We start from the raw sequence: 14,293 nt of genomic DNA on the forward strand, positions 1-14,293 counted from the left end.
GGGCTTGACCCTGAAGCTTCTTCAGGGTTTTGAATGGAGGCATGAAACCCGATCTCGCCTCCACCCTGCCTGTCGACGACCACGCCACGCCGGAAGCCTCTGGCTGTGGCGGTTGCTGCGGTCATGCGCAACCGGTCGCAAGGGACGCCGCCCAACATGCGCATGATCATGGCCACGATCATCACGGTCACGACCACGACGATCATGATCATGATCACGCGCCCGAAGCCGCGGCCCCCGTCGATGTCGAGGCACGCGCAGCCGCCACTGGCCGCACCGTCGTGCGCATCGAGCAGATGGATTGCCCGACTGAAGAGCGCATGATCCGCGCCAAGCTCGGCAGCGCCGACGGCGTTGTCGCGCTGGATTTCAACTTGCTGGAGCGTCATCTCACCATCCACCACACCGTTGACGATGTGGCGCCCTTCCTGGAGGCGCTGCGTGCCATCGGCATGGATGGCGAGGTGCTTGAACAGCACGATCGCCTGGCCGCAGCACCTGCGGAACCGGCCCGCATCTCGCGCCGGACGTGGCTGCTCGGTATCGGCGGCGTGACCGCGTTCGGGGCGGAGGCCATCGCCTGGTCGCTTGGCGATCACGCCTGGCCTGTGCTGGCGCTGGCGCTTGCCTCCACCGCCTTGGCGGGTGGGCCGACGCTGCGCAAGGGCTGGATTGCCTTGCGCGCGCTCACGTTCAATATCAACTTCCTGATGGCGGTGGCCGTCATCGGCGCGCTGCTGATCGGCAAGTGGGCCGAAGCCGCCATGGTGATCTTTCTGTTTGCCGTGGCAGAAGCCATTGAAGCGCGCGCGCTGGTGCGTGCTCGCGACGCTGTGCGCGCTCTCACCGCCATCGCGCCAGACACCGCGGAGTTGGCCGATGGCGCGGGCGGCTGGCGCGAAGTGGCTGTCGACACCGTTGCCGTTGGCGCGCGCCTGCGTGTGCGCACCGGCAGCCGCGTGCCGGTCGACGCGCGCATCGTCAGCGGTCGCGCGGCGCTGGACGAATCGCCCGTCACGGGGGAAAGCCTGCCGGTGGAAAAAGCCATGGGGGACACCATCCTCGCCGGCACCATCGTGACCGACGGCGTGGTCGAGGCGCAAGCCACGGCAGTGGCTGCGGACAGCACGTTGGCGCGTATCGCCGGGGCCATCCAGCAAGCGCAATCGCAGCGCGCGCCCACGCAGCGCTTTGTCGACAAGTTCTCTTCGATCTACACGCCCGCAATGATGTTGTTGGCGCTCGCGGTGGCCGTTATCGGCCCGCTGGTCACGGCCGACGGTTGGCTGGCGTGGACGTATCGCGCGCTGGTGCTGCTGGTGATCGCCTGCCCGTGCGCGCTGGTGATCTCCACCCCGGTCACGGTGGTCAGTGGCCTGGCCGCTGCTGCGCGCCGCGGCATCGTCGTGAAGGGCGGTGTGTATCTGGAAAGCGGCCGGCGCCTGCGTGCGCTGGCGCTGGACAAGACCGGCACGCTCACCGCAGGCCGCCCGGTGTTGGATACGGTGATGTTGCCCGACGGCACACGCCGCGCCGTCGCAGAGCTGAACGCCGCACCCGACGCCACGCAGTTGCATGCGCTGGCAGTGGCCGCAGCGCTGGATGCCAACACCACGCACCCGATTGCCGTGGCCATCGTGCGGGCCGCTGCGGCGCACGGTGCGGTCGATGCGAATGCGGTGGAAGACCTGTCGGTGCTGCCGGGCCGTGGCGTCGCGGGCACGCTCAACGGTGTGCGCTGGCATCTTGGCAACGCGGCGCTTGTCGCAGAGCGTGGCTTCGATACGTCGGCCTGGCGTGCTGCTGCCGAGTCGTTGCAAGCGGTGGGCATGTCCGCTGTCACGCTGTGCGATGCGAACGGTGTCGTGGCGCTGTTCGGCGTGCGTGACCGCGAGCGCGCCGAAAGCGCCGAAGCCATCGCCGCATTGCGCGCACTGGACGTGACGCCCGTCATGCTCACCGGCGACGACCGCCGCGCCGCACGGGCCATCGCCAAGACGGTCGGCATCGACAACGTGCACGCAGAGCAGCTCCCCGCCGACAAGCAACGCGTGGTGGGCGAGCTGGCCGCACAACACGGCTTCGTCGGCATGGTCGGCGACGGCATCAACGATGCCCCGGCACTTGCGCGTGCCGATATCGGTTTCGCCATGGGCGCCGCCGGTACCGCCACCGCGCTGGAAGCGGCCGACGTGGCCATCATGGACGACGACCCGCGCAAGCTCGCCAGCTTCATCCGCATCAGCCGTCGCACGGTGGCCGTGCTGCGTCAGAACATTGTGCTGGCGCTGGGCATCAAGGCGGTGTTTCTGGCGCTGGCCGTGATGGGCGACGCGACGCTGTGGATGGCGATCTTCGCCGATGTGGGCGCGAGCCTGCTGGTAGTGTTCAACGGCCTGCGCGTGATGCGCACGCGCGCCTGATTTGCCGGCACGCGCGGGGCAACGCGATCAGCGCAAGCCGGTGATGCGCGCGTCTTTCGGGTAGGTGATCTGGTAGTCGGCCGAAAAGCGCGCGCTTTCGCCGGCCGGGATCGTCTGCTCCCATGCGATCACGCCGCGGCGGCGTTCCCAGTTGCGCTTGGCGGGCTCCGGCGAGAAGGTGGAGCGCACCTTGATGTCGTCGGACTGGCTGACCGGCGTGGCTTCCAGGATCTGCACGTCGATCGCGTCACGGTGCCGGTTATGCACCGTGTAGAGCGCCGCCAGCTGGCGCTCGTTGCGGTTGTCGAGCAGGCCCACGCTTCGCTGGAAGGTCTTCGGCGTTTCCACCACTACGTTCACGAGATCGTCACGGCCGAAGGGCAGCGTGACCTTCTGGTCCTCGCCAGCCGGATTCCACTGTGTGCTGCCAACTACCGCGCCATCGCGGCGCAACTGCATGTTGCCTGCGGGCCAGATGCCCTCTGGGCGGTCCACCGTCGCAACGAGGTACGCAGTGGTATCCATGCGCGGGGTGCTGCGTGCCGCCAGTTTGGCGGGCAGCGTTTCGCTGGCCAGCGTGAGGGTGATCTTCTGCGCGTCGGATGGCAGTTCGGCTGCGCCCGGCACATCGAACTCGGTGGCAAACGCGGTCTGGACGGCGTTCACTTCGAACAGCGGTTCGCCATCGGCCTCGCGTTGCTCATTGTTCCGGCTGAATCTGGCCTTAGGCGCTGGCGCCATCGCCGCTGCAGGTGCAGCGGGGTAGGGCATCGCCTGCGGGGGCGGTTGAATATCCAATTGCCACGCATACGGTTCCGGCCCGCGCGGCGTGTTGCGCGGCTGGCCCGTTGACAGGCGCAGATGCACGCCGCGCCAGTCTTCGCCGGTGGATTGCGCAAGCGTGGCCTGCCGCTCGACCACGACATTCGAGCGCACAGAATCCACACTCGCCTGATAGGCCGGACGCCAGCCCGCACGCGAGGTCTGATAGCTGACGCGCAACTCACCGCCGCGCGGTGCCGCCACCGCAATGCGCACCGTGCGCAGCGTGCTGGATGCCGAGCCGTGTGTGCGTTGCAGCGCGTCGAGCTGCGCCTTCAATTCGGCGTCGCGCTTCTTCAGTTGTTCCTGGCGGGTAAAGATGTCTTGCGCGTTGCGTGCCAGTGCGTCGGTCGCGCGGCCGAGCGTGGAAAAATCCGTGGCCGGTGCGCGGCCATCGCCGCCGGTGCGTTCGCTCACGGCTTTCAGATAGCTGGCCGACAGCGCATTCGCCTGGATCTGCACGCCAAGCGCGGCGCGCTGGTCTTCCAGCGTGCGGATTTGAGTGTCCAGCGCCGTTCTGGCGCAGCCGCTGCCTTCGCTGGGAATGCTCTCCACGCGCACATCACCCACGCGGATGCTGCTGTCGCTTTCCACACGCAGGCTGTCTGCGTCGAATGTCATCGGCAGGCAGGTCAGTTCTACGGTGCGGGCGCCTGCGGCCACCGTGGCCGTGCGCACGACCGTGGCGCTATCCGGATACAACGTGACATCGGTGATGCGCGAAGGCGTCGCTGCCTGCGCGGTGACTGCCGCGGCAGACGCAATCGCGCCAAGCGCCGCGCAGGCTGCGCGTTGTCGATGCTGGAATCGTGCCGCCGCAGCCGGTTTCGTCTTCATCCGCCTCACCCACGTGTCGTGAAATGCGGCGAGTATCGCACGTCAAAGCGCACGTCAAAGCGCACGTCAAAGTGATGTGCCCGGCATGGGAAAAGACAGCTCAGCGATGCACGCCGCGAATATGCCGGTGCGCGTGTTCGCCCTCGCCATGTTCGTGGCTGAGGCCGTGATGATTGGCGGCGACGGGCTCTTCGTGCAGCGATTGCAGCACGCCGCACTCAGCTACCGATGCGGCCGTCGTGCAGCGTTGCCCGATCGCCTCGATCTGGCCTTTGAGATCGGTCAGCTCGGCAATGCGCGCTTGAACGTGACGCAGGTGTTCGTCCAGCAGGTTGTTGATCTCTTCGCACGAGGCCTGCGGATTGGCCTGCAACTCGAGCAAGCGGCGGATTTCCGTGTGTGCCATGTCGAGCGACCGACACTTCGCAATGAAGGCCAGCAGCTCGACATGCTCGGGCGTGTAGACGCGGTAATTGTTGGCGGCGCGCGCCGGCGGGGGCAGCAGGCCCTGCGCTTCGTAGAAGCGGATGGTCTCGATGCTGATGCCCGTGCGCTGGGCGAGTTCGCCAATTTTCATACGCGTTGAAAAAAGAATCAGAAAACAGTCGGCTCGGCAGTGACCGCTTCAACGCCCGCGACTTTCAGGCAGGCGTCCAGGCAGGCGCGGCAGGCAGTTGCACAGGCGCTGCAATGGCCTTGGCCGTGATGATCGCATTCTTCCGCGCATTGAGAGCAGATCTCGGCGCAGTCTTCCAGCAGCAGCTCTGCGAATTCACTGTTGCGCTCAAGGAATTTGCGCGTGAGGGCGCAGTATTCCGCGCAATCCGTGCACAAGCTGATGCAGCGGGCCATGGCTTCGGCGTGGCCATTCTTGCTGCATTCCGTCGCGCAATGAGTGCAAGCGGCCTCGCATGCCTGCAGCGCCTGGATCACACTGGCAAAACGCTTGGCATTCTCTTTCGCGGTCGGACGAGTGGTCATGTCGGTTCTCCTGTGGCAGTGGATGTGCACGCTGGCGCGCTTGGGAAGGGATGAGCCCGGGCAGGGCCCGAGACCCATCTCTCCAATTTAGCAACTCGCGCTCCACAGCGTGAGCCCGACTTGTGCGTTACACCGCTTGCGCCTCGCTTTTGCCGCTGCGCAGCATGCCGTTACCGGCCCGTGCGATCAGGCGATTGACGCCGCCCACCACGGCGCGAATCGATGCCGTTGTCAGGTTGGCATCCACGCCCACGCCGAATACGCTGCCCGCCACGCCCGGCGCGGCCATTTCTGCAAATGCGATGGCATCGGCATTGGCACCCTGGCCCAGCGCGCGTTCCTCGTAATGGTGGATCGACACGGGGGCCGCCAGCACGTGCGACAGCGCATGCACCAGCGCATCCAGCGGCCCGTTGCCGGTGCCTTCGCAGATGTGCTCGTGGTCGTCAATGTTGACCACCAGACGGATGTGCTGGCTGCCGTCATCGCGCTCGGTCAGGCGGTGCGATACGTAGCCGATCGCGCCGTCGCCGCGCAGATAGGTCTGCTGGAACAGCGTCCAGATGTCGGCGCCCGTGGCTTCGCGGCCGCTCTCATCGGTCAGCTGTTGCACGGTGCTGCTGAATTCCACCTGCAGTCGGCGCGGCATGGCAACGCCATAGCCGGATTCCAGCAGATACGCGATGCCGCCCTTACCCGACTGGCTGTTCACGCGAATGATCGAGTCATACGTGCGGCCCACGTCAGCCGGGTCGATGGGCAGGTAGGGCATTTCCCACAGTGCATCGGGCTTCTGCACCGCAAAGCCCTTCTTGATTGCATCCTGGTGCGAGCCCGAGAACGCCGTGAACACCAGATCGCCCACGTACGGATGACGCGGATGCACCGGCAGTTGCGTGCACTCTTCGCAGGTACGTGCCACGTCATTGATGTGCGAGAAATCCAGCTCCGGATCCACGCCCTGCGAGTACAGGTTCAACGCAAGCGTGACGAGATCCACGTTGCCGGTGCGCTCGCCATTGCCGAACAGGCAACCTTCCACGCGGTCGGCACCGGCCATCACGGCCAGTTCAGCCGCTGCCACGGCCGTACCGCGGTCATTGTGCGGATGCACGGAGAGGATGATTGAATCGCGACGCGCCAGGTTGCGGTGCATCCATTCGATCTGGTCGGCGTAGATGTTTGGCGTAGCCATCTCCACCGTGGCCGGCAGGTTGAAGATGATCTTGTGCTCGGGCGTCGGCTCCCATACCTCGGTCACCGCGTTGCAAACCTCCAGCGCGAAATCCAGTTCGGTGCCGCTGAACACTTCCGGGCTGTATTGGTACGTCCACTGCGTCTCGGGCATCGTTTCCGCAATCTCGCGGATCAGCTTGGCGCTTTGCACGGCAATGCGCTTGACGCCCTCGCGGTCAGTGTTGAACACCGTGCGGCGAAACACCGGCGCGGTTGCGTTGTAGACGTGGATGATGGCGCGCTTGGCGCCGCGCAGCGATTCCATCGTGCGGCGGATGAGGTCTTCGCGCGCCTGCGTGAGCACTTCGATGGCCACGCCGTCGGGGATGTGTCCACCCTCGATCAGCTCGCGCACAAAATCAAAATCGGTTTGGGAGGCGGCCGGGAAAGCGGCTTCGATTTCCTTGAAGCCGATCTGCACGAGCATCTTGAACATGCGCATCTTGCGCTCGGCGTTCATGGGCTCGAACAGGGCCTGGTTGCCATCGCGCAGGTCCGTGCTCATCCAGATTGGTGCACGGGTGATGGTCTTGTTGGGCCAGGTGCGATCGGCGAGGGCGATGGCGGGGAAGGGGCGGTATTTGGTGTTGGGGTTCTTCAACATGGTCTGTGCGTCCTAGGAGATCGAGATCGGTTTCGTACAGCGGGGACGGCCGCGCGGGCAGCGTCCAGGGTGGCCGGAATCGGGTTTGGGATGTGGCGGCCAGACAGCCACGGGCGCGTGGTCTGGCAACCGATCGGTAGTCGTAGCGAAAGCGGGATCGAGGCAGGCATGAGAGGCTCCAACGATTCGGCGCACAGACTGCGCCACACACAAGGTCCGTCGCCGGTTACGGCACGGACCGGTCAAATACCGGAACGAGGGGGAAGAGAGATCTACGCGCTTACACGCGTAGTAGAGAAGCGGATAGCAGACCGCGCACGCACGAGAGGGTGCGGGCAGGAGCGGTTGGGAGGGTGGTCTGCTGGAAGTGCATGCGGCGATACTGATGGGGAAGGCGGGGTGTTGTCAAGCTGGCTGGGCGGGTTCTGGACGGTTTTTTGGGGGCAGATGAAACGCCGGCTCCAGAGCCGACGAAAACGTGTGCCACCCGCTAGGAACCATGTGACGTGGGCGCCAGCAGAACCCATCCGAACCTGCTTTAATACACCCCGTCCATGCCGCCAGCCCGCTATATCAAAGGGGCTATAACGGCAAGACTCCCTCACGCCCCACAAGGAGAATCCCCCAATGGTCACGTTGAACATCAACGGCAAACCAGTGGAAGTTGATGCTGATCCGTCGACGCCGCTGCTCTGGGCGCTGCGCGACAACCTCGGTCTGACTGGCACGAAGTTCGGTTGCGGTGTTGCCTCGTGCGGCGCCTGCACGGTGCACCTGAACGGCCAGCCCACGCGCAGTTGCGTGCTGCCGATCTCTGCGGTGGCCGGCCAGCAGATCACCACGTCTGAACACATCGCCGATGACAAGGTCGGCAAGGCCGTGCTCGATGCGTGGGTCAAACACGATGTGGCGCAATGCGGCTACTGCCAGAGCGGCCAGATGATGAGCGCGGTGGGTTTGCTGCGCACCAAGAAGAAGCCGACCGACGCCGATATCGATAGCGCGATGGCCGGTAACCTGTGCCGCTGCGCGACGTACCAACGCATTCGCGCGGCCATTCACGATGCAGCGAAATCGCTGGCCTGAGCCCCACCGGAGAATTCACGATGCGTATTCGAAATCTTGAAGCGCTGGCCGGTGGCGGCGCGCAACATCAACCGGCGTCTGCGGATGCTGGTTCGGCAACGTTTGATCGCCGCAGCTTTCTGAAACTCACGACGCTGGCCGGCAGCGGCCTGGCGCTGGGTGTGGCTCCGATGCTGGCCGGCGCGCAGGACGCCAAGGCAAAGCCGCCTTCACCGCCGCAGGCGTTCATCATCATCGCGCCGGATAACACAGTCACCGTGGCGGTCAACCGGCTTGAGTTCGGTCAGGGCGTGCACACGGCATTGCCGATGGCGCTGGCCGAAGAGCTCGACGTGGACTGGCGCAACGTGCGCGGCATGCTGGCGCCTGCAGCCGACGCGTACAAGGACCCGGGCTTCGGTATTCAGATGACGGGCGGTTCGACCGCGCTGAACCACTCGTTCCAGCAATACCGCGAGTTGGGCGGCCGGGCACGTGCGATGTTGATCTCGGCGGCGGCGGAACGCTGGAAGGTTGATCCGTCGACATGCCGCACGGCCAATGGCGTGGTCACATCTGGCAGCCACCGCGCCACGTATGGCGAACTGGCCCAGGCGGCGATGGCGCTGCCCGTGCCCGCGCAGGTCACGCTGAAGAACCCGTCGCAGTTCCGCATTGTCGGCAAGCCGACGCCACGTCTGGATGCACGTGCGAAGCTCGACAGCTCGCTTAAATTTGGCCTCGACACGCGCCTGCCCAACATGAAGGTCGCCGTGTTGGCCCGCCCGCCGCGCTTTGGCGGCAAGGTGGCCAAGTACGACGTGGCTGCGGCCAAGTCGGTGAAGGGCGTGGTCGATGTGCTTCAGATCCCGACCGATCGGGGCGGCACGGGCGTGGCCGTCATTGCTGACGGGTACTGGCCCGCCAAGCAGGGCCGTGACGCGCTGCAAGTCACGTGGGAAGACGCAGGCTCGACGGTGTCCACGCCCGCGCTGATGGCGGAGTACAAGAAGCTCGCCGGCCAACCCGGCACGGTGGCCAAGGCTGCCGACATGAGCGCAATCCAATCTGCCGCCACGCGCATCCAGGCCGATTACGAATTCCCGTACCTCGCGCACGCGCCCATGGAGCCGCTGAACTGCACGATCGATCTGCAGAAAGACGGTGGCAAGACCACGGGCGCGAAGGTGTGGGTCGGCTCGCAGTTCCAGACCATCGACCAGGGCGCAATCGCCAAGGTGCTCGGCGTATCGCCCGAGAAGATCGAGCTGAACACGATGATGGCGGGCGGCGGCTTTGGCCGGCGCGCGATCACCACGTCGGACTATGTGGTGGAAGCGGCCAACGTGGCGAAGGCCTATGCGGCGGCCGGGCACAACGGCCCCGTCAAGGTGATCTGGAGCCGCGAGGACGACATCCGCGGTGGCTACTACCGCCCGATGCATCTGCACCGCGTCAACGTGGGCGTGGACAACAGCGGCAAGGTCGTCGGCTGGGACCACGTGATCGTCGGTCAGTCGATCCTCAAGGGCACGCCGTTCGAAGCCTTCATGGTCAAGAACGGTGTGGACGAGACCATGGTCGAGGGCGTGGTCGAAAACGACTACGGCTTCCCGATGCAATTGACGGTGCATCACCCGGACGTGAACGTGCCGGTGCTGTGGTGGCGTTCCGTGGGCCACACGCATACGGCCTACGTGATGGAAACGATGGTCGACGAGGTTGCGCACGCGGCCAAGCAAGACCCCGTGGCCTTCCGCCTTGCGCGCTTTACCGGCAAAGAACACGAACGCCATCGTGCGGCGCTGCAACTCGCCGTCGACAAGTCCGGCTACGGCAAGCGCAAGCTGCCCAAGGGCCAGGCCTGGGGCGTGGCGGTGCATGCGTCGTTCGAATCTGTGGTGGCGTATGTGGTTGAGGTGTCGGTCGACCAGGGCAAGCCGCGCGTGCATCGAGTCACGGCCGGCGTGCATGCCAACCGCGTGGTCAACCCGATGGGCGCGGAAGCGCAGATCCAGGGTGCGTGCGTGTTCGGTCTGGCGATGATTCAACCCGGCTTTGCCATCGACATCGAGAACGGCGCCACCAAGAACAGCAACTTCACCGATTTCCCGCCCGTGCGCATGCCGGACGCGCCGCCGGTGAACGTGTTCTTCGTGCCGTCGGAAGACAACCCGACCGGTCTGGGCGAGCCCGGCACGCCGCCGATTGCACCGGCGGTAGCCAACGCATTGTTCACCCTGACCGGCAAGCGTCAGCGCAAGCTGCCGTTCGACACGGTCTAGTTGTCATCATCGCGTGATGTGATGGAAGCCGGCATGCAGTCATGTGTGCCGGCTTTCTTGTTCTTGCAGCCGTATCCGCCCAGTTTTGCGGACCGATTCTTGTGTCCGCGATTGCGTTGTTCACCCACCGGAGGAGCATGTCATGGCATTGAATATCCTGTACACCGCCCACGCCAAAGCCACAGGCGGCCGCAACGGCCACACACAGACCGAAGATGGCCAGGTCTCGCACGACTTGTCGGTGCCCAAGGCCATGGGCGGCCCCGGCAAGCCCAACACCACCACGCCTGAAGACCTGTTTGCCGCCGGCTATGCCGCCTGCTTTGGCTCGGCGTGCGACTTCGTCGCGAAGAGCATGCTCAAGCTCAATCCGAGCAACATCGAGATCCACTGCGATGTGGGTATCGGTACGCGGGAGGAGGGCGGTTTCGGTCTGAAGGTGGGCCTGATCGCACGGATCAGCGGTCTGTCGCAAGCCGATGCCGAGAAACTGGTGGCCCAGGCGCATCAGGTGTGCCCGTATTCGAACGCCACGCGTAACAACGTGGAAGTCACCCTCAAGACCGAGGTGGTCTGATGCAGCAGCGGCCTGTTGTTGGTGTGTTGCTGGCCGCAGGCCGCGGCAGCCGTTTTGATGCGGCGGGCGTGGCCAACAAGCTGCTTGCCCCGCTGCCCGACGGAACCCCCGTGGCGGTCCAGGCCGCGCGCCATCTGAAGCAGGCATTGGGTGACGTGGTGGCAGTAGTGCCCGCCGCTGCTACGCATGGCGCGCAGGTCGATCAGTTGGCCGCGCTACTGGGCGAAGCAGGCTGCGAAGTCCTGCGCTGTGCTGATGCTGCTCGTGGCATGGGCGCCAGCCTGGCAGGCGGTGTGGCCGCGCGCCCGCAAGCCGGCGGGTGGATCATCGCCCTGGCCGACATGCCGTGGATTGCACCCGAGACCATCACTCAAGTTGCCAACGCACTTGACTCGCACTCTTGTGTGGCGCCCTTTCACGCCGGGCAGCGGGGCCACCCCATCGGCTTCGGCGCCGACTTCTTCGCTGGCCTGACGTCGCTCGACGGCGACGAGGGCGCTCGGCGGCTGATCGATCCCGCCAAGCTCGTCCGCATTGACTCCGATGACGCGGGCATCCTGCGCGATGTCGACACGCCCGCCGATCTGGCTCCGTGATCGAATGGGGTTGACTTACAACGAAGCGCCGCCGTACTCGCCTGCCAGAAATGCTCCATACAGCGCGCACGCACGGCGCATGTCGGTCCAATGCATGCGGCGATCGCCCCTCGGCTGAGTGCCGCAGTTTTCGGCGCGTGTGTCGATCTCAAACATTCGATTTCGACAGTGTGAGGGCCGGGTTTTGAGGCCGGTGCATGTGGTGCTGCTGCGATTGGTCAACAAACTCTGAGACGCTTGATTCGCTCCCGATACCGGCTTGTCCAGTGTCTTTGGACGTTGAGCAGCGGTACCCCGACAGCGCCAGAGAATTGATACTTTGCGCCTGCAGTGGCGGCGTGTAAGGTATCGATTGGTTTCGGATACAGCGACCACAGCAAGACTTCTCGCGCGAGCTGAATCGAGAACAACAATACGGATGGCGCCTTCCACCCATGACACGCGATTTGCGCGCCGCACACGCTAACTCCCACCGCGAGATGCTCAAGGTCGTCATTGCGACGTCGCTGGTCACCTGTCTTGAGCTGTTCGACTTCACGGTGTTCAGCTACTTCGCTGTGATGATCGGAGACCAGTTCTTTCCGGCCACCGATCCGATGACGTCGCTGTTGTTGGCAGTCGGTACCTTTGGCGTCGGCTTCTTCATGCGACCGCTCGGTGCCATGGTGATCGGCGCTTACGCCGACCGGGTCAGCCGCCGAGCCGCCATGACGATCACCATCTGGCTGACTGCCATCGGGACGGCCGCGATTGCCGTATGTCCGCCGTTTGCAGTGATTGGCGTGGCGGCACCGTTCATCATCATCGTCGGGCGGTTGCTGCAAGGCTTTGCCGCCGGCGGTGAAGTGGGGACGGCCGTGACGTTCGCGATGGAAGCTGCACCACCATCACGAAGCGGGATTCTGGTCAGTTGGCAATACGCCAGTCAGGCTGCGGCCGCGTTGCTTGGCGCGTTGCTCGGCACACTGCTCACGAGCACGATGTCGCCGGCAAGCCTGACGCAGTGGGGTTGGCGCATCCCTTTTCTGATCGGGTTGTCGATCGTGCCCGCTGGTCTGTACCTGCGTCGTCGGCTTGTCGATAGCCCCGTTCCTGCCGCCTCCAATCGCGGCACTGCCATACCGTTTGTCGAACTGTGCCGGGAGCACGGCGGCACGCTGGCGCTGGCCACATTGGCGAAAATCTGGAGCACGGTACCGGTCTACGCAGTCATTACGTATATGCCGAGCTACGTGACGCGGGTGTTGCACATGCCCCCCATCATCGGGTTCATGTCGTCGACGTTATCGACGTTGCTGTTGGTGGTGGTGTCGCCGCTGTCGGGCCTGCTGGCAGACCGGTTACCACGCCGCAAGCCAATGGTGCTCATCACATCGGGCACGACGGCGGTCCTGGCGTACCCGGTCTTCGCGATGATGACGCATGCACAGAGCCCGCGGGCCGTCCTGCTCGGGTCTGCAGTGATCAGCGTCTTGCTGGCCCTTGGCACCAGCATCGGCGCGTTGCTTGTTCTTGAGGCGTTTCCGGCGCGGGTGCGTGCCAGCGGCTTTGCGATTTCGCATGCCCTGGGCGTCACGCTGTTTGGCGGCACCGCGCAATTCATCATCACCGGGCTGATCAAGTGGACGGGTGACCCGGTATCCGCTGCCTGGTATGTGGCGCCCGCATGCCTGGTGAGCTTCGTTGCCGTGCTCGCGTTCAAGGAGCGCCGCGCTGCGGCCTGAAACCGCTGCTTATGTACTGATTGCAATCGGCTCGTTGCGCGAAACCTTTGGCCGCGCGTAAGACGTTTTGCCGGACAGCGCCCGGAAGTCTTGCGGTGCCATGTCGTATGCACGACGGAACGCGCGCGTGAAATCGGACGAACTCTTGAAGCCAAGCCCGAACGCGATGTCTGTCACGGTCAGGTAGGGGTGCCGGACCAGTTCGCTTGCCGCCTCGCGCAGACGCAGGTGGCGGATGTAGGCACCCAGGCCGCCCTCGTGCTGAAACAGGCGATACAACGTCTGGCGAGGCAGTTGTAGCGCCTGCAGCACGCTCTCTGGCGAAAGGTCTTCCTGACGCAGATGGGCTTGAATGTAGCGCCGCACGCGACCGAACATGGCAGCCCGCGCTGCCGCGCGCGCATTGCCGCTCAGTTGGGCTTGCTTGCCGAATGCAGAGACCATGAGTTGCGTGCTCGTGCGAATGGCATTGCCCGCCGCGTGTGCGCTCATGTCTGCAATGTTCTGACTGAGTGCGATCACGTTCTCGAAGATCAGTTGCGTGAGCGGCGTCGTGTTCGCGATCACGCGGCCGTGGATGGCTTCGGGGTCGGGAAAGATCTCTCCGGCCAGTGCGCCCGGCACAAAGATGGTGGCGACCCGGCAAGCGCTGCGCTGCATGCGCACAGGCTGGCCCATGTGCAGTGTGAGGATGCTGCCAGCCGTCGGCATGTTGCCGCGCGACGAAGACGAACGCACGGCGACATCAGTGACACCGCCTTCCAGAAATACGTGGAACGCGTAGTCGCGGATCGGGTCGGTCGAGATGCGCGCGAGCGAACGGTCCAGCACCATCGCATCGGACCGGCAATCGGTGAACACCAGATCGTCGACCTTGTAGCGATCGATGGCAGCGTGAAACGGCCTCTCAAGATCGGCGCGCGACGGGAGGACGTCGATGACGTGGCCGACCCGCTCTCGCCACGCCAGCAGCGGCTGCTGATGCGTTTGCGTCCGCACGTCGAAGTGGCTGTGAACGATGGAAGATTCACCCGGCGGGCGAACGTCAGGCGTGAGCGTGCACTGTTCCATGCAAGGGAGTTCCGCCCCGTGAGAATTTTGTGGTGCTGCTTTTATGTACGGCTTTTTATGGTTGGGACTGTA

At 64.7% G+C, this 14,293-nt stretch carries 11 protein-coding genes; 6 read left to right on the top strand and 5 right to left on the bottom strand.

Translation table 11 applies throughout. From position 1 onward, the window contains the following. Positions 1-41 precede the first annotated feature (41 nt). On the top strand, positions 42-2,423 hold the full coding sequence (locus tag DOD19_RS18140) for a cation-translocating P-type ATPase (RefSeq protein WP_112186994.1): 2,382 nt from the start codon (positions 42-44) through the stop codon (positions 2,421-2,423). Between the two features lie 27 nt (positions 2,424-2,450). Here DOD19_RS18140 and DOD19_RS18145 read toward each other — a convergent pair whose 3' ends face one another. The 4 genes from DOD19_RS18145 to leuA form a co-directional block, all read right to left on the bottom strand. After that, the gene (locus DOD19_RS18145; protein WP_112186996.1) at positions 2,451-4,082 is read right to left on the bottom strand and encodes a DUF4139 domain-containing protein; all 1,632 of its coding nucleotides are present in this window, start codon (positions 4,080-4,082) and stop codon (positions 2,451-2,453) included. Between the two features lie 100 nt (positions 4,083-4,182). After that, on the bottom strand, positions 4,183-4,659 hold the full coding sequence (gene cadR, locus DOD19_RS18150; protein WP_112186998.1) for a Cd(II)/Pb(II)-responsive transcriptional regulator: 477 nt from the start codon (positions 4,657-4,659) through the stop codon (positions 4,183-4,185). 17 nt (positions 4,660-4,676) lie between these two features. Continuing rightward, the gene (locus DOD19_RS18155; RefSeq protein ID WP_024977540.1) at positions 4,677-5,063 is read right to left on the bottom strand and encodes a four-helix bundle copper-binding protein; all 387 of its coding nucleotides are present in this window, start codon (positions 5,061-5,063) and stop codon (positions 4,677-4,679) included. A 127-nt stretch (positions 5,064-5,190) separates the two neighbouring features. Continuing rightward, positions 5,191-6,903 carry a 2-isopropylmalate synthase gene (leuA, locus tag DOD19_RS18160; RefSeq protein WP_112187000.1) on the bottom strand — a complete coding sequence of 571 codons (1,713 nt, stop codon included), beginning with the start codon at positions 6,901-6,903 and terminating at the stop codon, positions 5,191-5,193. A 627-nt stretch (positions 6,904-7,530) separates the two neighbouring features. Here leuA and DOD19_RS18165 point away from each other — a divergent pair. The 5 genes from DOD19_RS18165 to DOD19_RS18185 all read left to right on the top strand — a co-directional run bounded on the left by DOD19_RS18165 (position 7,531) and on the right by DOD19_RS18185 (position 13,150). Further along, positions 7,531-7,989, top strand: a complete 459-nt coding sequence (locus DOD19_RS18165) for a (2Fe-2S)-binding protein (protein ID WP_004631388.1) — start codon at positions 7,531-7,533, stop codon at positions 7,987-7,989. A gap of 20 nt (positions 7,990-8,009) precedes the next feature. Next, positions 8,010-10,253, top strand: a complete 2,244-nt coding sequence (locus DOD19_RS18170; RefSeq protein WP_024977542.1) for a xanthine dehydrogenase family protein molybdopterin-binding subunit — start codon at positions 8,010-8,012, stop codon at positions 10,251-10,253. A 142-nt stretch (positions 10,254-10,395) separates the two neighbouring features. Next, positions 10,396-10,830: an organic hydroperoxide resistance protein gene (locus DOD19_RS18175; RefSeq protein WP_024977543.1), complete on the top strand. Its 435-nt coding sequence runs from the start codon at positions 10,396-10,398 to the stop codon at positions 10,828-10,830. Further along, positions 10,830-11,426 carry a nucleotidyltransferase family protein gene (locus DOD19_RS18180; RefSeq protein WP_112187002.1) on the top strand — a complete coding sequence of 199 codons (597 nt, stop codon included), beginning with the start codon at positions 10,830-10,832 and terminating at the stop codon, positions 11,424-11,426. Before DOD19_RS18175 ends, DOD19_RS18180 begins: the two co-directional genes overlap by 1 nt. Positions 11,427-11,860: 434 nt before the next feature. Next, the gene (locus tag DOD19_RS18185; protein ID WP_112187004.1) at positions 11,861-13,150 is read left to right on the top strand and encodes an MFS transporter; all 1,290 of its coding nucleotides are present in this window, start codon (positions 11,861-11,863) and stop codon (positions 13,148-13,150) included. Between the two features lie 9 nt (positions 13,151-13,159). Here the strand turns inward: DOD19_RS18185 and DOD19_RS18190 are convergent, their stop codons facing one another. After that, the gene (locus DOD19_RS18190) at positions 13,160-14,221 is read right to left on the bottom strand and encodes an AraC family transcriptional regulator (RefSeq protein ID WP_112187006.1); all 1,062 of its coding nucleotides are present in this window, start codon (positions 14,219-14,221) and stop codon (positions 13,160-13,162) included. Positions 14,222-14,293: the final 72 nt, after the last annotated feature.

The organism is Ralstonia sp. GX3-BWBA (assembly GCF_003290055.1).
Classification (GTDB): Bacteria; Pseudomonadota; Gammaproteobacteria; order Burkholderiales; family Burkholderiaceae; genus Ralstonia; species Ralstonia holmesii.

Coding starts and splice junctions, on each gene's coding strand:
- leuA (WP_112187000.1), bottom strand. CDS start 6,903: ATGTTGAAGAACCCCAACACCAAATACCGCCCCTTCCCCGCCATCGCC.
- DOD19_RS18185 (WP_112187004.1), top strand. CDS start 11,861: ATGACACGCGATTTGCGCGCCGCACACGCTAACTCCCACCGCGAGATG.
- DOD19_RS18170 (WP_024977542.1), top strand. CDS start 8,010: ATGCGTATTCGAAATCTTGAAGCGCTGGCCGGTGGCGGCGCGCAACAT.
- DOD19_RS18155 (WP_024977540.1), bottom strand. CDS start 5,063: ATGACCACTCGTCCGACCGCGAAAGAGAATGCCAAGCGTTTTGCCAGT.
- cadR (WP_112186998.1), bottom strand. CDS start 4,659: ATGAAAATTGGCGAACTCGCCCAGCGCACGGGCATCAGCATCGAGACC.
- DOD19_RS18175 (WP_024977543.1), top strand. CDS start 10,396: ATGGCATTGAATATCCTGTACACCGCCCACGCCAAAGCCACAGGCGGC.
- DOD19_RS18165 (WP_004631388.1), top strand. CDS start 7,531: ATGGTCACGTTGAACATCAACGGCAAACCAGTGGAAGTTGATGCTGAT.
- DOD19_RS18145 (WP_112186996.1), bottom strand. CDS start 4,082: ATGAAGACGAAACCGGCTGCGGCGGCACGATTCCAGCATCGACAACGC.
- DOD19_RS18140 (WP_112186994.1), top strand. CDS start 42: ATGAAACCCGATCTCGCCTCCACCCTGCCTGTCGACGACCACGCCACG.
- DOD19_RS18180 (WP_112187002.1), top strand. CDS start 10,830: ATGCAGCAGCGGCCTGTTGTTGGTGTGTTGCTGGCCGCAGGCCGCGGC.
- DOD19_RS18190 (WP_112187006.1), bottom strand. CDS start 14,221: ATGGAACAGTGCACGCTCACGCCTGACGTTCGCCCGCCGGGTGAATCT.